Origin of the sequence: Cronobacter muytjensii ATCC 51329, assembly GCF_001277195.1 — a bacterium.
GTDB classification, from domain to species: Bacteria; Pseudomonadota; Gammaproteobacteria; order Enterobacterales; family Enterobacteriaceae; genus Cronobacter; species Cronobacter muytjensii.
In genome coordinates, this window is the sequence record NZ_CP012268.1 from 3,791,827 (window position 1) to 3,810,066 (window position 18,240).

General features: G+C 54.7%; 11 protein-coding genes, 4 tRNA genes, 3 rRNA genes and 1 riboswitch. Of the genes, 4 read left to right on the forward strand and 14 right to left on the reverse strand.

From position 1 onward, the window contains the following. Nucleotides 1-114 precede the first annotated feature (114 nt). Nucleotides 115-1,635: a YifB family Mg chelatase-like AAA ATPase gene (locus AFK63_RS17430; RefSeq protein ID WP_038865883.1), complete on the forward strand. Its 1,521-nt coding sequence runs from the start codon at nt 115-117 to the stop codon at nt 1,633-1,635. Nucleotides 1,636-1,707: 72 nt separating this feature from the next. On the opposite strand, the gene AFK63_RS17435 is transcribed toward AFK63_RS17430, so the two are convergent. Next, on the reverse strand, nt 1,708-2,046 hold the full coding sequence (locus AFK63_RS17435; RefSeq protein ID WP_038865886.1) for a DUF413 domain-containing protein: 339 nt from the start codon (nt 2,044-2,046) through the stop codon (nt 1,708-1,710). Nucleotides 2,047-2,165: 119 nt separating this feature from the next. On the opposite strand from AFK63_RS17435, the gene hdfR reads away from it, so the two are divergent. After that, nucleotides 2,166-2,987, forward strand: a complete 822-nt coding sequence (gene hdfR / locus AFK63_RS17440) for an HTH-type transcriptional regulator HdfR (RefSeq protein ID WP_038865888.1) — start codon at nt 2,166-2,168, stop codon at nt 2,985-2,987. A 105-nt stretch (nt 2,988-3,092) separates the two neighbouring features. Here hdfR and AFK63_RS17445 read toward each other — a convergent pair. The 9 genes from AFK63_RS17445 to btuB form a co-directional block, all read right to left on the reverse strand. Further along, nucleotides 3,093-3,168: transfer RNA gene (locus tag AFK63_RS17445), tRNA-Trp, on the reverse strand. Between the two features lie 8 nt (nt 3,169-3,176). Next, nucleotides 3,177-3,253, reverse strand: a tRNA-Asp gene (locus AFK63_RS17450). A gap of 54 nt (nt 3,254-3,307) precedes the next feature. Continuing rightward, nucleotides 3,308-3,423, reverse strand: a 5S ribosomal RNA gene (gene rrf / locus AFK63_RS17455). Nucleotides 3,424-3,515: 92 nt separating this feature from the next. Beyond that, a 23S ribosomal RNA gene (locus tag AFK63_RS17460) occupies nt 3,516-6,420 on the reverse strand. A gap of 169 nt (nt 6,421-6,589) precedes the next feature. Then, nucleotides 6,590-6,665, reverse strand: a tRNA-Ala gene (locus AFK63_RS17465). Between the two features lie 33 nt (nt 6,666-6,698). After that, nucleotides 6,699-6,775 (reverse strand) — tRNA-Ile (locus AFK63_RS17470). A 68-nt stretch (nt 6,776-6,843) separates the two neighbouring features. Then, nucleotides 6,844-8,386: ribosomal RNA gene (locus AFK63_RS17475) — 16S ribosomal RNA — on the reverse strand. Together the 16S, 23S and 5S rRNA genes with 4 tRNA genes alongside form the textbook arrangement of a ribosomal RNA operon. Before the next feature lie 366 nt (nt 8,387-8,752). Further along, complete coding sequence (murI, locus tag AFK63_RS17480) at nt 8,753-9,604, reverse strand: glutamate racemase (RefSeq protein ID WP_038865908.1); 852 nt, start codon at nt 9,602-9,604, stop codon at nt 8,753-8,755. Next, nucleotides 9,549-11,402, reverse strand: a complete 1,854-nt coding sequence (btuB, locus tag AFK63_RS17485; RefSeq protein ID WP_038865961.1) for a TonB-dependent vitamin B12 receptor BtuB — start codon at nt 11,400-11,402, stop codon at nt 9,549-9,551. Before btuB ends, murI begins: the two co-directional genes overlap by 56 nt. Nucleotides 11,403-11,472: 70 nt before the next feature. Next, nucleotides 11,473-11,657, reverse strand: a riboswitch (cobalamin riboswitch). A 118-nt stretch (nt 11,658-11,775) separates the two neighbouring features. Here btuB and trmA point away from each other — a divergent pair. Continuing rightward, entirely contained in the window at nt 11,776-12,876 is a 1,101-nt protein-coding gene (trmA, locus tag AFK63_RS17490; RefSeq protein WP_038865911.1) for a tRNA (uridine(54)-C5)-methyltransferase TrmA, read from the forward strand. 30 nt (nt 12,877-12,906) lie between these two features. On the opposite strand, the gene AFK63_RS17495 is transcribed toward trmA, so the two are convergent. Next, nucleotides 12,907-13,266, reverse strand: coding sequence for a YijD family membrane protein (locus AFK63_RS17495; protein WP_038865913.1), 360 nt, complete (start codon nt 13,264-13,266; stop codon nt 12,907-12,909). 10 nt (nt 13,267-13,276) lie between these two features. Beyond that, a complete protein-coding gene (gene fabR / locus AFK63_RS17500) occupies nt 13,277-13,915 on the reverse strand; it encodes an HTH-type transcriptional repressor FabR (RefSeq protein ID WP_071603750.1) in 639 nt (212 codons plus the stop codon). Between the two features lie 193 nt (nt 13,916-14,108). On the opposite strand from fabR, the gene sthA reads away from it, so the two are divergent. Beyond that, nucleotides 14,109-15,509, forward strand: coding sequence for a Si-specific NAD(P)(+) transhydrogenase (gene sthA, locus AFK63_RS17505; protein ID WP_038865918.1), 1,401 nt, complete (start codon nt 14,109-14,111; stop codon nt 15,507-15,509). Here sthA and oxyR read toward each other — a convergent pair. Both oxyR and argH read right to left on the reverse strand, forming a co-directional pair. Beyond that, nucleotides 15,492-16,409: a DNA-binding transcriptional regulator OxyR gene (gene oxyR / locus AFK63_RS17510; RefSeq protein WP_004386937.1), complete on the reverse strand. Its 918-nt coding sequence runs from the start codon at nt 16,407-16,409 to the stop codon at nt 15,492-15,494. The genes sthA and oxyR overlap by 18 nt on opposite strands. 279 nt (nt 16,410-16,688) lie before the next feature. Next, nucleotides 16,689-18,062 carry an argininosuccinate lyase gene (gene argH, locus AFK63_RS17515; RefSeq protein ID WP_038865920.1) on the reverse strand — a complete coding sequence of 458 codons (1,374 nt, stop codon included), beginning with the start codon at nt 18,060-18,062 and terminating at the stop codon, nt 16,689-16,691. Nucleotides 18,063-18,240: the final 178 nt, after the last annotated feature.

An 18,240-nucleotide genomic window follows, 5' to 3' on the forward strand; every position in this document is an offset into this window, starting at 1 on the left:
TTTCTAACGTTGACTGTCTTGCAATAAAAGTTTGCTATTTGCAACGAAAAAGCGCGAATTTTGCCTCGATTAAACCTCTCCCGGCTGCAACCCTGTAGATGCAAGGAGGGGGTTATGTCGCTATCTGTTATCCATACCCGCGCTGCGCTTGGAGTAAAAGCGCCGCTCGTTACGGTCGAAGTGCATATCAGCGCCGGATTACCCGGCCTGACAATTGTTGGCCTGCCGGAGACGACAGTTAAGGAAGCCAGAGACCGCGTACGTAGCGCGCTTATCAATAGCGGTTATGATTTTCCTGCCAGGAAGATAACGATTAACCTGGCGCCTGCCGATTTACCGAAGGAAGGGGGGCGGTATGATTTGCCGATTGCGATTGCGCTTCTCGCAGCTTCTGAACAGCTATGCGCGTCACAGCTAGGAGAGTATGAGTTTGTCGGTGAACTGGCCCTCACAGGCGCGCTGCGGGGGGTGCCTGGCGCGATCTCAGCAGCCATGGAGGCTCTCGGCTGTAACAGGAAAATTATCGTCGCGCACGATAACGCACCGGAAGTGGGATTGATTAATAAAGAAGGTTGCCTTGTCGCGCATCATCTGCAAGAGGTGTGTGCCTTTCTGGAAGGCAAAACGACGCTGCAACCAGCCGAGCCATCCGAATTTAATTTTAAGCAACCTGCGGGCGATCTTAGTGAAGTTATTGGACAATCACAGGGGAAACGCGCGCTGGAATTAACAGCCGCGGGTGGCCATAACTTATTGTTTATCGGGCCTCCCGGCACCGGTAAAACAATGCTAGCCAGTAGACTCAACGGATTACTACCGCCTCTGAGCGACCAGGAGGCGCTGGAGAGCGCGGCAATCCTTAGCCTGGTCAACCCCGTCTCTTTACATCACCAGTGGCGTCAGCGGCCTTTCAGGGCCCCTCACCATAGTGCGTCGCTGAATGCGATGGTAGGGGGAGGCGCTATACCTGCACCCGGAGAAATTTCACTTGCCCATAACGGTGTACTTTTTCTTGATGAGTTACCTGAATTTGAACGTCGCGTACTGGATGCATTGCGCGAGCCTATTGAATCCGGGCAAATTCATCTTTCAAGAACCCGGGCAAAGCTCACTTATCCGGCGCGCTTTCAGCTTATTGCGGCGATGAATCCCAGCCCGACCGGCCATTATAAAGGAAGCCATAACCGCTGCTCACCAGAACAGACACTACGCTATCTCGGGCGTCTATCAGGGCCTTTCCTCGACCGGTTTGATATCTCCCTGGAGGTTCCATTGCCGCCGCCAGGTATGCTAAGCCGGTCAGCGCAAGTGGGTGAAAGTAGCGGGCAGGTACGTGAGCGCGTTATCCAAACCCGTGAAAGGCAGCTTGCACGGCAGGGTAAGCTCAACGCGACACTGGATAACGGAGAGATACGTCAGTTTTGTACGCTCAGCACGGAAGATGCGCGGTGGCTGGAAGCGGCGTTAATCAAGCTTGGGTTGTCTGTACGCGCCTGGCAGCGTCTATTGAAAGTGGCGAGAACCATTGCAGACAGTGCAAAAGAAGAGAGAATTGGCCGGGAGCACCTACAGGAGGCGCTGAGTTACCGCGCCATAGACAGGATGCTGGCCCATTTGCAAAACATGATGGCATAGCGATGGGGTGAGGCTAATACTGCAGTTGTTTTTATGGCTGGCATAAAATAATGGGGCTTGCGCCCCATTTGATTAATCATCCGTTTCCGCGTAATCATCCATCCCTTCCATCTGCGGCTTGCCGCCAGAAAGAGTATGAAAACGCTTAGGCCGCTTGATACGCGACATATACTTTGACCAGACGCGTTCTGCCTCAGTCGCTGGCTCACGAATGCCACGACAAACTTCAACAAACTGCTTTTCTTCAGCAGTCGCAGGCTCACGCTTACCGAGATCCAGTTCATTAAAGGCATAGCCATGACGTTCAAGCAGCTGTGCTTCTTTAATGGTGAAGTCACCATGGCGAGAGAACCCGCGCGGATAATATTTGTTGTCGAAAAATCGATTAGTCGTCGTAAAGCTTTCCGCCATCCTACACGCTCCTAATTCTCTTGGCCGAGCTATTTATGGCGCGGAGTATTAGTTACGCTTGACAGAGTGTAAAACAAAACATTTAAATCATTACGACAAATTTTTTTGTGGAGTGAGATGTGGATACCGACCTGCTGAAAACCTTTCTTGAAGTCAGCCGCACCCGTCATTTTGGCAGAGCGGCTGAAGCGCTTTACCTGACGCAATCAGCGGTAAGCTTTCGTATCCGTCAGCTTGAAAACCAACTGGGTGTGAATCTTTTTACGCGACATCGCAATAACATACGTCTGACCGCGGCCGGCGAAAGGCTACTGCCGTATGCGGAAAACCTGATGAATATCTGGCAAACCGCACGCAAAGATGTCGCGCAAACGTCACGGCATAATCTCTTTTCGATAGGCGCCAGTGCGTCTCTCTGGGAATGTATGCTTTCCGGGTGGCTTACGAGGCTTTATCAGGAAAAAGGGAGCATGCAGTTTGAAGCACGCATTGCGCAGCGGCAGTCGCTGGTCAAACAGCTGCATGAACGTCAGTTAGATCTGCTTATCACCACCGAAGCGCCGAAGATGGATGAGTTTTCAAGCCAGTTACTGGGGCATTTTGCGCTCGGGCTTTACAGCGCACAGCCAGAACGCGGCAAAACCAGCCTCCATTATCTTCGACTTGAGTGGGGGCCTGATTTTCAGCAGCACGAAGCAGGGCTTATTACGCCTGAAGATATTCCGGTGCTGACGACAAGCTCGGCTGATGTTGCCAGAAAAATGCTCGCAGAATTGCAGGGGTGTACGTGGTTACCAGTCAGCTGGGCCCGGGAGAAAAGCGATCTGTATCCTGTTATTGATAGTGGAACACTTTCAAGGCCGCTTTATGCTATCTGGCTGCAGAATAGCGATAAAAATAACAGCATTAAAGATCTTTTAAAGATCCCTGTCATTACCTGATTACTTTAAAAATAAGGGGTGACAGATAAAATCTGTTAAAAAGCAGGGATTGTGGAAGGGGAAAAAAGATAAAAAAAATCCTTAGCCGAAGCTAAGGATAATTTCTGGCAGGGGCGGAGGGACTCGAACCCCCAACACCCGGTTTTGGAGACCGGTGCTCTACCAATTGAACTACGCCCCTAAATAGGGTGGCGGAACGGACGGGACTCGAACCCGCGACCCCCTGCGTGACAGGCAGGTATTCTAACCGACTGAACTACCGCTCCACCGAATTTCGTCACACCACCGGATTATGATTCCGGCTTACTGCTTAATTTGATGCCTGGCAGTTCCCTACTCTCGCATGGGGAGGCCCCACACTACCATCGGCGCTACGGCGTTTCACTTCTGAGTTCGGCATGGGGTCAGGTGGGACCACCGCGCTACAGCCGCCAGGCAAATTCTGTCGTTCACCGCATACCGCCATGAACGTTTATCCGTCACAAGCTGAATATCATCTCTCAACACGCCAGACTTCTTTGGCGTTGTAAGGTTAAGCCTCACGGTTCATTAGTACCGGTTAGCTCAACGCATCGCTGCGCTTACACACCCGGCCTATCAACGTCGTCGTCTTCAACGTTCCTTCAGGAGACTTAAAGTCTCAGGGAGAACTCATCTCGGGGCAAGTTTCGTGCTTAGATGCTTTCAGCACTTATCTCTTCCGCATTTAGCTACCGGGCAGTGCCATTGGCATGACAACCCGAACACCAGTGATGCGTCCACTCCGGTCCTCTCGTACTGGGAGCAGCCCCCCTCAATTCTCCAGCGCCCACGGCAGATAGGGACCGAACTGTCTCACGACGTTCTAAACCCAGCTCGCGTACCACTTTAAATGGCGAACAGCCATACCCTTGGGACCTACTTCAGCCCCAGGATGTGATGAGCCGACATCGAGGTGCCAAACACCGCCGTCGATATGAACTCTTGGGCGGTATCAGCCTGTTATCCCCGGAGTACCTTTTATCCGTTGAGCGATGGCCCTTCCATACAGAACCACCGGATCACTATGACCTGCTTTCGCACCTGCTCGAGCCGTCACTCTCGCAGTCAAGCCAGCTTATGCCATTGCACTAACCTCCTGATGTCCGACCAGGATTAGCTGACCTTCGTGCTCCTCCGTTACACTTTGGGAGGAGACCGCCCCAGTCAAACTACCCACCAGACACTGTCCCCACGCCAGATTATGGCGCCAGGTTAGAACATCAAACATTAAAGGGTGGTATTTCAAGGTTGGCTCCACGCAGACTGGCGTCCACGCTTCAAAGCCTCCCACCTATCCTACACATCAAGGCTCAATGTTCAGTGTCAAGCTGTAGTAAAGGTTCACGGGGTCTTTCCGTCTTGCCGCGGGTACACTGCATCTTCACAGCGAGTTCAATTTCACTGAGTCTCGGGTGGAGACAGCCTGGCCATCATTACGCCATTCGTGCAGGTCGGAACTTACCCGACAAGGAATTTCGCTACCTTAGGACCGTTATAGTTACGGCCGCCGTTTACCGGGGCTTCGATCAGGAGCTTCTCTTGCGATAACCCCATCAATTAACCTTCCGGCACCGGGCAGGCGTCACACCGTATACGTCCACTTTCGTGTTTGCACAGTGCTGTGTTTTTAATAAACAGTTGCAGCCAGCTGGTATCTTCGACTGACTTCAGCTCCGCCCGCAGGGGCTTCACCTACATGTCAGCGTGCCTTCTCCCGAAGTTACGGCACCATTTTGCCTAGTTCCTTCACCCGAGTTCTCTCAAGCGCCTTGGTATTCTCTACCTGACCACCTGTGTCGGTTTGGGGTACGATTTCGTGTTACCTGATGCTTAGAGGCTTTTCCTGGAAGCAGGGCATTTATTGCTTCAGCACCGTAGTGCCTCGTCATCACGCCTCAGTGTTAAAGACAACCGGATTTGCCTGGTCATCACACCTACACGCTTAAACCGGGACAACCGTCGCCCGGCCAACATAGCCTTCTCCGTCCCCCCTTCGCAGTAACACCAAGTACAGGAATATTAACCTGTTTCCCATCGACTACGCCTTTCGGCCTCGCCTTAGGGGTCGACTCACCCTGCCCCGATTAACGTTGGACAGGAACCCTTGGTCTTCCGGCGAGCGGGCTTTTCACCCGCTTTATCGTTACTTATGTCAGCATTCGCACTTCTGATACCTCCAGCATGCCTCACAGCACACCTTCGCAGGCTTACAGAACGCTCCCCTACCCAACAACACATAAGTGTCGCTGCCGCAGCTTCGGTGCATGGTTTAGCCCCGTTACATCTTCCGCGCAGGCCGACTCGACCAGTGAGCTATTACGCTTTCTTTAAATGATGGCTGCTTCTAAGCCAACATCCTGGCTGTCTGGGCCTTCCCACATCGTTTCCCACTTAACCATGACTTTGGGACCTTAGCTGGCGGTCTGGGTTGTTTCCCTCTTCACGACGGACGTTAGCACCCGCCGTGTGTCTCCCGTGATAACATTCTTCGGTATTCGCAGTTTGCATCGGGTTGGTAAGCCGGGATGGCCCCCTAGCCGAAACAGTGCTCTACCCCCGAAGATGAGTTCACGAGGCGCTACCTAAATAGCTTTCGGGGAGAACCAGCTATCTCCCGGTTTGATTGGCCTTTCACCCCCAGCCACAGGTCATCCGCTAATTTTTCAACATTAGTCGGTTCGGTCCTCCAGTTAGTGTTACCCAACCTTCAACCTGCCCATGGCTAGATCACCGGGTTTCGGGTCTATACCCTGCAACTTAACGCCCAATTAAGACTCGGTTTCCCTTCGGCTCCCCTATACGGTTAACCTTGCTACAGAATATAAGTCGCTGACCCATTATACAAAAGGTACGCAGTCACCCTCTTACGAAGGCTCCCACTGCTTGTACGTACACGGTTTCAGGTTCTGTTTCACTCCCCTCGCCGGGGTTCTTTTCGCCTTTCCCTCACGGTACTGGTTCACTATCGGTCAGTCAGGAGTATTTAGCCTTGGAGGATGGTCCCCCCATCTTCAGACAGGATATCACGTGTCCCGCCCTACTCATCGAGCTCACAACCTGTGTGCCTTCGTGTACGGGGCTGTCACCCTGTATCGCCGGCCTTTCCAGACCGTTCCACTGACACACAAGCTGATTCAGGCTCTGGGCTGTTCCCCGTTCGCTCGCCGCTACTGGGGGAATCTCGGTTGATTTCTTTTCCTCGGGGTACTTAGATGTTTCAGTTCCCCCGGTTCGCCTCACAGCACTATGTATTCATGCTGAGATAGTGTGACGAATCACACTGGGTTTCCCCATTCGGACATCGCCGGTTATAACGGTTCATATCACCTTACCGGCGCTTTTCGCAGATTAGCACGTCCTTCATCGCCTCTGACTGCCAGGGCATCCACCGTGTACGCTTGTTCGCTTAACCTCACAACCCGAAGAAGTCTTCGTGCTGCGAGTTTGAGAGACTCTGACACACCGCGCATTCCCTGTTTACGGAAGAATGCAGCAGCATGTCTGTTTCAATTTTCAGCTTGTTCCGGATTGTTAAAGAGCAAATACTTCGCAGTATACTCAGTGAGTACACTCTGAAGTGATGGTGGAGCTATGCGGGATCGAACCGCAGACCTCCTGCGTGCAAAGCAGGCGCTCTCCCAGCTGAGCTATAGCCCCATCGTAGTTAAACCTCTTCAACTCCTGAGGAGTTGGTAGGCCTGAGTGGACTTGAACCACCGACCTCACCCTTATCAGGGGTGCGCTCTAACCACCTGAGCTACAAGCCTGTAGAGGTTTTGCTTCTTTACTTTCTATCAGACAATCTGTGTGAGCACGCGAGGTTGTATCTTGCAGGTAAGGAGGTGATCCAACCGCAGGTTCCCCTACGGTTACCTTGTTACGACTTCACCCCAGTCATGAATCACAAAGTGGTAAGCGCCCTCCCGAAGGTTAAGCTACCTACTTCTTTTGCAACCCACTCCCATGGTGTGACGGGCGGTGTGTACAAGGCCCGGGAACGTATTCACCGTGGCATTCTGATCCACGATTACTAGCGATTCCGACTTCATGGAGTCGAGTTGCAGACTCCAATCCGGACTACGACGCACTTTATGAGGTCCGCTTGCTCTCGCGAGGTCGCTTCTCTTTGTATGCGCCATTGTAGCACGTGTGTAGCCCTGGTCGTAAGGGCCATGATGACTTGACGTCATCCCCACCTTCCTCCGGTTTATCACCGGCAGTCTCCTTTGAGTTCCCACCATGATGTGCTGGCAACAAAGGATAAGGGTTGCGCTCGTTGCGGGACTTAACCCAACATTTCACAACACGAGCTGACGACAGCCATGCAGCACCTGTCTCAGAGTTCCCGAAGGCACTCCCGCATCTCTGCAGGATTCTCTGGATGTCAAGACCAGGTAAGGTTCTTCGCGTTGCATCGAATTAAACCACATGCTCCACCGCTTGTGCGGGCCCCCGTCAATTCATTTGAGTTTTAACCTTGCGGCCGTACTCCCCAGGCGGTCGACTTAACGCGTTAGCTCCGGAAGCCACGCCTCAAGGGCACAACCTCCAAGTCGACATCGTTTACGGCGTGGACTACCAGGGTATCTAATCCTGTTTGCTCCCCACGCTTTCGCACCTGAGCGTCAGTCTTCGTCCAGGGGGCCGCCTTCGCCACCGGTATTCCTCCAGATCTCTACGCATTTCACCGCTACACCTGGAATTCTACCCCCCTCTACGAGACTCAAGCCTGCCAGTTTCGGATGCAGTTCCCAGGTTGAGCCCGGGGATTTCACATCCGACTTGACAGACCGCCTGCGTGCGCTTTACGCCCAGTAATTCCGATTAACGCTTGCACCCTCCGTATTACCGCGGCTGCTGGCACGGAGTTAGCCGGTGCTTCTTCTGCGAGTAACGTCAATGATTAAGGTTATTAACCTTAACCCCTTCCTCCTCGCTGAAAGTACTTTACAACCCGAAGGCCTTCTTCATACACGCGGCATGGCTGCATCAGGCTTGCGCCCATTGTGCAATATTCCCCACTGCTGCCTCCCGTAGGAGTCTGGACCGTGTCTCAGTTCCAGTGTGGCTGGTCATCCTCTCAGACCAGCTAGGGATCGTCGCCTAGGTGAGCCGTTACCCCACCTACTAGCTAATCCCATCTGGGCACATCTGATGGCATGAGGCCCGAAGGTCCCCCACTTTGGTCTTGCGACGTTATGCGGTATTAGCTACCGTTTCCAGTAGTTATCCCCCTCCATCAGGCAGTTTCCCAGACATTACTCACCCGTCCGCCACTCGTCAGCAAAGCAGCAAGCTGCTTCCTGTTACCGTTCGACTTGCATGTGTTAGGCCTGCCGCCAGCGTTCAATCTGAGCCATGATCAAACTCTTCAATTAAAAGTTTGATGCTCAAAGAATTAAACTGTTAGTTCGTAATGAATTAACTGTTGTTCACTTGAGACTTGATATTCGTTTATCGTCCGTAGACGTTAAGATATCAGTGCCCCGAGTGCCCACACAGATTGTCTGATAAATTGTTAAAGAGCGGTGCGACGCGGCTTTCAGCCTGCTGTCGCGAGGTGGCGTATATTACGCTTTCCTCTTTCAGAGTCAAGCGTTTATTTTCGCTTTCGTCTGCCTGACGGGCCGGCTCGCTTGCCGTTGTGCCGTGTCAGTGGAGGCGCATTATAGGGAGTTCTTTTCCCCTGACAACCCCTAAATTCAAAAAACTTTTCGTTCGTCTCTTTTTTGCACAAAACGTCATTAAACTGGCAGTTTTTCGAGCTTTCCAAAGCCGTAACGTTGCAAAACTGACATTAACTGCGCAACTTCGGGCGTTAACGCCATACAGTAAGCAATATTATCATCGCAGGAACGCGCATCTGGCGCCTCATGCTCCAGCAACCAGGCCGTACGCCTTGCAATCGCCGCCCCGGAGTCCACCAGCCGCGTGCCTTCAGGCAATACTTGTAGCAGCTCATCGGCCAGCAGCGGGAAGTGGGTACAGCCAAGGACGACGGTGTCCGGCGGCTCGGGCATACGCAGCCACGGGCGCAGCACGCGGCGCAACGCTTCCAGGGAAACCGGTTCGCCGTGCAGCTTCGCCTCGGCTATCTCTACCAGCTCCGCCGAGCCCAGCATTTCTATCTGGCATTCATTCGCGAAGCGGGCAATCAGTTCATGCGTATAAGGGCGCTTCACTGTGCCACGGGTCGCGAGCAGGCCCACAACGCCGTTCGCGGTCAGCCGTGCAGCAGGTTTAATCGCGGGAACGACGCCCACCACAGGAAACGCGAATTTTTCACGCAGCGCCGGGAGCGATACCGTACTGGCGGAGTTACAGGCGATAACGGCGAGCGCCAGGGGATAGCGCGCCTGAACGGCAGTCACAATCTCGACAACGCGCTCAACGATGAACGCCTCGCTCTTTTCGCCATAAGGAAAGGCAACGTTATCGAAGGCGTAGATGAAATGCAGATCCGGCAGGAGATGCCGGATCTCATCATAAACAGAGAGCCCACCCACACCGGAGTCAAACACCAGAATGGTTGGGCGAGCCTCAGAAGGTGTAGCTGCCTGACAAGTTGTATTCCCGTCCTGCAGTTTGGTAGCCATAAACCGTCTCGTAATCTTTATCGAACAGGTTAGCTATTTTACCACGAACTGTGAGATGGGAGGTGACCGGATAAGAAACCGCGACATCCCACAGGCTGACACTGCCGAGCTTCACTTTTTCTGATGGGAAAGTATTAAAGTTAGTATCCTCGCGCTCGCCGATATACTGATAAGTGACATCCCAGCCAAAGTCTGAAACTTCACCGCTGAGATTATATTTCACCTGCTGTCTGGCGCGACGCTGTAAGCGCTGATGGGTTTCATCATCACGTGGATCGATATACTGCAATGTAAGCGCATGACTCACAGGACCGGTAGTCAGATTGCCTGTCCACTCCACTCCTTTAATCGTGGCCGATTTGACGTTGTAATAGGCGTCATTGTTATAGCTTATCAGGTTGTCAATCTTGTACCGCCAGGTCGACAAACGCCAGTCCAGCGGACCGGTGACGCCTTCAATACCCGCTTCCCACTGCCTGGATTTTTCCGGCTGAAGATCCGGGTTGGACGCAATACCATACTGAGGCGACCCAAACTGCTGAGTCAGGCCCGGAGCCAGAAACCCTGTACCATAGGAAAGAGTTGCGCGATAGCCATCAACAAACTCCCAGCCTGCCGCGGTCTGCCAGGTTCCATGCCAGCCAAACTGTTCGTCATGATCTTCACGGCCTGACGCTTCAAGCGTAACGCTCTCAAGCACCTGCTGCTGACCGGTTAGGTAAATACCGGTTGTATCACGTTTAAAACGGTCAGTATCAGCCTGCGTTACTGACGTGAGTTTTTCCTGCTTCCAGTCCACCCCGGCGCTGACAGAGCCGTGACCGACAATAAGGTTGTTGCCCCATTGAATGTAACGCTGCTCCATACGATCAAGCGTCGTGCCATCCTGGTAGCGACCATAAAGGCTGCTGTAGTTATAGCTTTTCAGCTTCTGAAAACTGGCGATGAGCTGAGAAGAGTAGATGTCGGCGTTATAGCGTAATCCGGTATCCCATGATTGATTGTCATACTGGTTTTCATCCGCGCTGAATGCCGGAGAATACGGCGGATTTCCCACATCGAAATCGGCGTTATTGGCATAACCATAGCCGCGAAAGAAACCGTCTACATTCTCAGAAAAATGATGCTGAAGGCTGCCAAAGAACGTTTTATTACGATAACCGTCGCGGTCGTTATCATGATTCCATGTCGATCCCGGCTGAACGTTAAATCCACGGGTAGTCTGATACGCCCCCATCGCCGTCACCACCGTGTCGCCAAAACGCTGGCGTAGCGTGCCGGAATATTCCTGATAGCCTTTAGATCCGACGCCAGCATCAATCCGTGACACTTCATCATCACCCTGCGTGATGATATTAATCACACCGCCAATCGCTCCGGAACCATATACCGCTGAACGCGGCCCGCGAATAAACTCAATACGCTGAATCAGTGAAATCGGGATTTGATAAAGATTAGAGTCGTTGGAAAGGTTGGGACGAGAAACCGGTACGCCGTCCATAAGGATGAGCGCATGGCGTGAATCAGTACCACGGACATAGACGGAGGCGAGCTGGCCCATTCCTCCGTTTTGCGAAATATCCACGCCCGGCAAACGACGCAACACATCCAGCACCGTTTTAGACTGCCATTTATCAATTTCTTCACGCGTCACCACATCGGTTGGCGCCAGCACCGTATTCACTGGCTGCTGAAAACGGTTTGCGGTCACCACCAGAGAATCTGAGCCGCTATCCTGCGCCCAGCCAGAAAACGCCGTGGCGGACAGCGCCGTCAGCAGCGAGATTTTTTTTATCATCATTAACGTAAGCATCCGCTTAACTTTTAGGATGCCGCAGGCGCACTTGATAGAACGCGATAAGTGCGCGAGATGCGACGTGACTCCGGCAGGTCTTCGGGCTTGGAGGTGTGATATGGATGAGGACTTCCCACCGGCGTGCCGGCAGTGTCTGCGAACGCGTTCATCCCACCTGTCTTTACCGCTGCGCGTCAGCTCCAGATTTGCACTGGATTCCCTTTTCACTCACAGGAGACCGGAAACGGCATGCTACATGGAGCGCATTATAGATGTCCAGACTTCCACGAGGGATGATGCAAAAACAATCAAAGCTGGACATCACGCCCGCATTCCCTACAATCCCGGCGTAAATTTTTCTCACCCAGGACGCATGATGACCCCTGAACATCTCCCCATCGATCACTACGACGCACAGCTGGATGAAAAGGTAGAACGCCTGCAAGGCATGATGGCGCCTTTCGCCGCGCCAGCGCCGGAGGTGTTCCGCTCACCGGTCAGCCATTACCGCATGCGCGCCGAGTTTCGTCTCTGGCATGACGGCGACGACCTTTATCACATTATTTTCGATCAGGAGACGCGCAGCCGCATTCGCGTCGACAGCTTCCCGGCGGCCAGCGAGCTGATTAACGCCCTGATGCCGCGCATGATTGACGGCATTCGCGACAACCGCGCTCTGCGCCATAAGCTGTTCCAGATTGACTATCTGACTACCCGCAGCCAGCAGGCCGTGGTGTCGCTGCTCTATCACCGCGCGCTGGACGACGCCTGGCGTGAAGAGGCGACACGTCTGCGCGATGCGCTGCGCGCAGACGGCTTTGACGTACACTTCATCGGCCGCGCCACCAAAACCAAAATCATGCTCGATCAGGATTACATCGACGAGCGTCTGCCGGTGGCGGGCACAGAGATGATCTACCGCCAGGTCGAAAACAGCTTTACCCAGCCGAACGCGGCGATGAACATTCATATGCTGGAATGGGCGCTGGATGTCACCCAGAATTCACGCGGCGATCTACTGGAACTCTACTGCGGCAACGGCAACTTCTCGCTGGCGCTGGCGCGCAACTTTAACCGCGTGCTGGCGACGGAAATCGCCAAGCCGTCAGTCGCCGCCGCGCAATACAACATTGCGGCGAACCACATCGACAACGTGCAGATTATCCGCATGGCGGCGGAAGAATTTACTCAGGCGATGAACGGCGTGCGTGAATTTAACCGTCTGCAAGGGATCGACCTGAAAAGCTACCAGTGCGAGACGATCTTTGTCGATCCGCCGCGCAGCGGTCTGGATGCAGAAACGGTGAAAATGGTGCAGGCGTATCCGCGTATCCTTTATATCTCCTGCAACCCGCAGACGCTCTGCGACAACCTCACAACGCTCTGCGAAACGCACCGCGTCGAGCGCCTGGCGTTGTTTGATCAGTTCCCCTACACCCACCATATGGAGTGCGGCGTGCTGTTAACGCGCCGCTAATCAAAAAGGGCGCCGCGGCGCCCTTTTCTTTTACTCGTCGTAGCGCGCCTTGCGGCGACGCAGGCGAAAGCCTATCCAGAACAGCAGCACGACGGAAAGCACCGACGGCAGGAAGTTAGAGCCAATCGCCGGATATTCCGCGCGCACTACGGCGCTGTACAGCAGCACCCCAAGAATAAAGCAGGCGGCGGCAATACCCGGCAGGCCCACCGGCATGGTGCGATTCAGGTAGCGCTGATGCAGGCAGTAGACCGTCAGCACCAGCGAAATAATCGGGAAAATCGAGAAAGGCACGATGGAGCTGAACAGCGCCGCGCAGGTGCCGTTAATCGACAGACCGGCGATCAGCGCCAGCAGCAGCGTACCCTTTTCTTGTGTCGTGGTTCTCATTGCTCGTCCTTCACTTATCGGAATGTTGCGCCATCTTTTCTTGTTCGCGACGGTACCAATAGTAGGCGCCTTTAGAGATCATGCGCAGCTGTAATACCAGTCGCTCTTCTAATTGCCCGCGTTGTTCCGGGCTCACATCAAGCGCTTCTGCGCCTGCGCTAAAGACGATGGTCACCATCGCCTCCGCCTGAGCCTCGGTAAACGCGCGCGGCATGTGATTTTCGAGTTCCAGATAATCGGCAAGTTCCGCGATGAAATGCTGGATTTCGCGCGCGACGGCGGCGCGAAACGCCGCCGACGTGCCGGAGCGTTCGCGCAGCAGCAGCCGGAAGGCGTTCGGGTTATTGCCGATAAACTCCATAAAGGTGGAGACCGATGTACGGATCACGCTACCGCCTTTGGCGATGCGCTGGCGCGCCTGGCGCATCAGCTGTCGCAGCATCAGGCCGCTTTCATCCACCATCGTCAGACCCAGCTCGTCCACGTCCCGGAAATGACGATAAAACGAGGTCGGCGCGATACCGGCCTCGCGCGCCACTTCGCGCAGGCTCAGGCTGGCAAAACTTCGTTCCGCGCTTAGCTGACTAAACGCGGCCTCCACCAGCGACCGCCGGGTTCGTTCTTTCTGTTGCGCTCTGACGCCCATCACGTTGCCTGATTCCTTCCTGTTGAAACGGCACTATACCAGTTTTAAAACTACCGGGTTTATAACGGATTGTGAATGATTGTTTACGAAGCGGGGGCGACCAGAGAGGGCAAAACGCACAGTGAGAATTGGGTTATTCTTTGGGTGATGTTACTATTCTGTTGCTTTTATGTATAAGAACAAGGTAAGCCTTACCATGCCACAAACCTACGATTATGATGTAATAGTGATTGGCTCTGGCCCCGGCGGCGAAGGCGCTGCAATGGGCCTGGTGAAACAGGGCGCGACGGTAGCCGTGATAGAGCGCTACCATAATGTTGGCGGCGGTTGCACCCACTGGGGCACCATCCCGTCAAAAGCGTTGCGCCACGCCGTCAGCCGTATCATTGAATTTAACCAGAACCCGTTATACAGCGCTCACTCCCGTCCTCTTCGTACTTCCTTCGCCGACATCCTTAACCACGCCGACAACGTGATCAATCAGCAGACCAACATGCGCCAGGGCTTTTACGAGCGCAACCGCTGCCAGATCCTGCAAGGCGACGCGCGTTTTGTCGATGAACACACGATTGAACTCACCTGCCCGGACGGCTCGATAGAAACTTTGACCGCTGAGAAATTCGTCATCGCCTGCGGCTCGCGCCCCTATCACCCGGCGGACGTCGATTTCACCCATTCGCGCATCTACGACAGCGATTCCATCCTCAGCATGCATCACGAGCCGCGCCACGTGATTATTTACGGCGCAGGCGTCATCGGCTGTGAATACGCGTCGATTTTCCGCGGAATGAACGTGAAAGTGGATCTCATCAACACCCGCGACCGCCTGCTGGCGTTTCTCGATCAGGAGATGTCAGACTCGCTCTCATATCACTTCTGGAACAGCGGCGTGGTCATCCGCCACAATGAAGAATATGAACAGATTGAAGGCGTTGACGATGGCGTGATAGTCCACCTGAAGTCAGGCAAAAAAGTGAAAGCCGACTGTCTGCTCTATGCGAACGGACGTACCGGCAACACCGATTCCCTGGCGCTGGAGAATATCGGTCTTGAGGCCGATGGTCGCGGGCTGCTGAAAGTGAACAGCATGTATCAGACCGCGCTGCCGCACATCTACGCAGTGGGCGATGTTATCGGTTACCCGAGCCTGGCCTCCGCCGCCTACGATCAGGGCCGCATCGCCGCGCAGGCGCTGGTAAAAGGCGTCGCCTCGGCGCACCTGGTGGAAGATATCCCGACCGGTATCTACACCATTCCGGAAATCAGCTCCGTCGGCAAAACCGAACAGCAGCTCACGTCGATGAAAGTGCCTTACGAAGTGGGCCGCGCGCAGTTTAAACATCTGGCGCGCGCGCAAATCGTCGGGATGAATGTCGGCACGCTGAAGATCCTGTTCCATCGCGAAACCAAAGAGATTCTGGGGATCCATTGCTTTGGGGAGCGCGCGGCCGAGATTATTCATATCGGCCAGGCGATTATGGAGCAGAAAGGTGGCGGTAACACTATTGAGTACTTCGTTAACACCACCTTTAACTACCCGACCATGGCGGAAGCCTATCGGGTTGCCGCGCTGAACGGCTTAAACCGCCTGTTTTAACGCGCTGTCGAAGCGGCCATCCATCTGTTTGCGGATGGCCTCTGCGAGCTGCTCATAGCGGCTGCGCAGCGGCGAGCCCGGACGATACACCAGCCCGATGGTGCGTCGCGGCTCCGGCTTCACGCAGGGCAGATAAACGACGCCGTCGCGATGACGCTCCGGCGGCACGGCGAGCGCGGGCAGAAGCGTAATGCCGCTGCCTGCCGCCACCATATTGCGCAGCGTTTCAAGGCTGGTGGCGCGGAAATGCGTATCTTCATCCGCACCCGCTTCAAAGCAAAAGCCCATCGCCTGATCGCGCAGGCAGTGACCATCTTCCAGCATCAGCAGCTTTTCGCCCGCCAGTTCGCCCATCGGCACGCGATCGCGTCCGGCCCACGGGTGATCCTCATAGACCGCCAGCAGCATCGGCTCATCGAACAGCGGCACTTCAATAAAGGCTTCGCTCTCTTTCACCAGCGCCAGGATCGCGCAGTCGAGCTTGCCGCTGTCGAGCTGGGCCAGCAGCTGATGCGTCTGCGCTTCGTGCAGATACATTTCGAGTTTGGGGAAGGTCTGATGCAGCATCGGAATGATTTGCGGCAGCAGATAAGGGCTGATGGTCGGGATAAGGCCAATATGCAGCGGACCGGACATGGTCTCGCCCTGCTGGCTCGCCATCTCTTTCAGCACTTTGACTTCACGTAAAACGGTACGCGCCTGGTCTACCAGCAGCAACCCCGCCTGGGTGAACAGCACTTTGCGGCTGGTGCGTTCCAGCAGCATTACGCCAAGTTCATCTTCAAGCTTGCGGATCTGACCGCTCAGGGTGGGCTGACTCACGTGGCAGGCGTCCGCCGCACGCCGGAAATGACGATGTTCGGCAAGGGCCACCAGGTATTCAAGATCACGAATATTCATTCTTCATCCTCCGCCGCCATGATAGTTCATGGCGATAGATAGCATAGCAACCAACGATTATCCCTATCAAGCACGAAAGTGAATAATAGCCTTAGCCGCGGAGAACATCACTCATTACCCTCACTGAGTGATAACCCGCACACAGAGTCTCTCTGTTAGCCGAATAACTAAAGCCAACGTGAACTATTTAGCGGACAGTAAGTCCGCTTTTTTTTGCCTGTTTTTCGGAACGCATAAAAAAAGCCCGACATCCGCCGGGCTTTTTCCTGCCAGTAACGCTTAAGCCAGACGCGCTTTCGCCGCGCTAATGGCCTGCGCGACCTGTACCGGCGATACGCCGCCCTGCGCCGCGCGCTTATCAAGACATGACTGAAGTGACAGCACCGGGTAAACATCGTCATTAATCACCGGGCTGAATTTTTGCAGGTCGGCAAGCGCCAGGTCTTCCAGTGGTTTGCCCTGACGAATAGCTTCCACCACCGCCTCGCCCACGATGTGGTGCGCCTCACGGAACGGCACGCCTTTAGCGACCAGATAATCCGCAAGCTCGGTGGCGTTGGCGTAGCCCTGCTGCGCCGCTTCCTGGCAGCGCGGACGTTTCACCTGAATACCGTCCAGCACCAGCGCCGCCATATGCAGGCAGTCGAGCCAGGTGTCAAGCGCGTCGAACAGCCCTTCTTTATCTTCCTGAATATCTTTGTTGTACGCGAGCGGCAGCCCTTTCATCGTCATCATAATGCCGGTCAGCGCGCCCTGTACGCGGCCGCACTTGCCGCGAATCAGCTCCAGCGCGTCCGGATTTTTCTTCTGCGGCATTAACGAGGAGCCGGACGTCACACGGTCAGACAGCTCCACAAAACCGGCCTCGCCGGAGTTAAAGAAAATCAGGTCTTCGGCGAAACGCGACAGATGCACCATGCTGATGGCCGCGTTGGACAGCAGCTCCATGACATGATCGCGATCGGAGACGCTGTCGAGGCTGTTGCGCGTCGCGCTGGCGAAGCCAAGCCAGCCGGCCAGCTGTTCGCGGTCAATCTCATACGCGGTGCCGGCCAGCGCCCCGCAGCCCAGCGGGCTGACATCCAGACGCTTTAGGGTATCCTGCAGACGGCTTTCATCGCGCGCCAGCATTTCGACATACGCCATACACCAGTGCGCAAACGTCACCGGCTGGGCGCGTTGCAGATGGGTATAGCCCGGCATCACCGCGTCCTGATTTTCTTCGGCGGTCACGACCAGCGCCTGCTGAAGCTGGCGCGTGGCGCTCAGCAGCGCGTGCACTTCGGTTTTGCACCAGAGTTTCAGGTCGGTCGCGACCTGATCGTTACGGCTACGCCCGGTATGAAGCTTTTTGCCAAGCGGGCCGACTTTATCGATAAGCTTGCCTTCCACCCAGCTGTGAATATCTTCCGCGTCGCTTTCCAGAATCGCATGCGGGTTTTCCAGCACCTCTTCCAGCAGCGTATTGAGCGCGCCTTCAAGCTGGCTCTGCTCGTCCGCGGTCAGCACGCCGACGGTCACCAGCGCTTTAGACCAGGCTACGGAGCCGATAATGTCCTGTTCGGCGAGTCGATAATCAAAGCGCAGAGAGTCATTAAATTGTTTAAACCGCCCATCCGCCGCCTGAGTAAAACGTCCGCCCCAAAGTGCCATAATCCGCTCCGTTAATTTCTTTCTGTAGCGGGCGCGCTTCGCTTACCCGCCCTGTAAATAATGTGCTGCTTTCCGTGGCGGGTGCGCGTTGCTTACCCCGCCTGTAAATAATGCGCTGCTTTCCGTGGCGCGTTGCCTACCCGCCACGGGATGTCTTACCGGGCGCCGGGCGGGTAGG

Excerpts from the sequence above, each read along its gene's own strand:
- oxyR (WP_004386937.1), bottom strand. The coding sequence starts at position 16,409 with ATGAATATTCGTGATCTTGAATACCTGGTGGCCCTTGCCGAACATCGT.
- btuB (WP_038865961.1), bottom strand. The coding sequence starts at position 11,402 with ATGATAAAAAAAATCTCGCTGCTGACGGCGCTGTCCGCCACGGCGTTT.
- AFK63_RS17495 (WP_038865913.1), bottom strand. The coding sequence starts at position 13,266 with ATGAGAACCACGACACAAGAAAAGGGTACGCTGCTGCTGGCGCTGATC.
- AFK63_RS17430 (WP_038865883.1), top strand. The coding sequence starts at position 115 with ATGTCGCTATCTGTTATCCATACCCGCGCTGCGCTTGGAGTAAAAGCG.
- sthA (WP_038865918.1), top strand. The coding sequence starts at position 14,109 with ATGCCACAAACCTACGATTATGATGTAATAGTGATTGGCTCTGGCCCC.
- AFK63_RS17435 (WP_038865886.1), bottom strand. The coding sequence starts at position 2,046 with ATGGCGGAAAGCTTTACGACGACTAATCGATTTTTCGACAACAAATAT.
- argH (WP_038865920.1), bottom strand. The coding sequence starts at position 18,062 with ATGGCACTTTGGGGCGGACGTTTTACTCAGGCGGCGGATGGGCGGTTT.
- murI (WP_038865908.1), bottom strand. The coding sequence starts at position 9,604 with ATGGCTACCAAACTGCAGGACGGGAATACAACTTGTCAGGCAGCTACA.
- trmA (WP_038865911.1), top strand. The coding sequence starts at position 11,776 with ATGACCCCTGAACATCTCCCCATCGATCACTACGACGCACAGCTGGAT.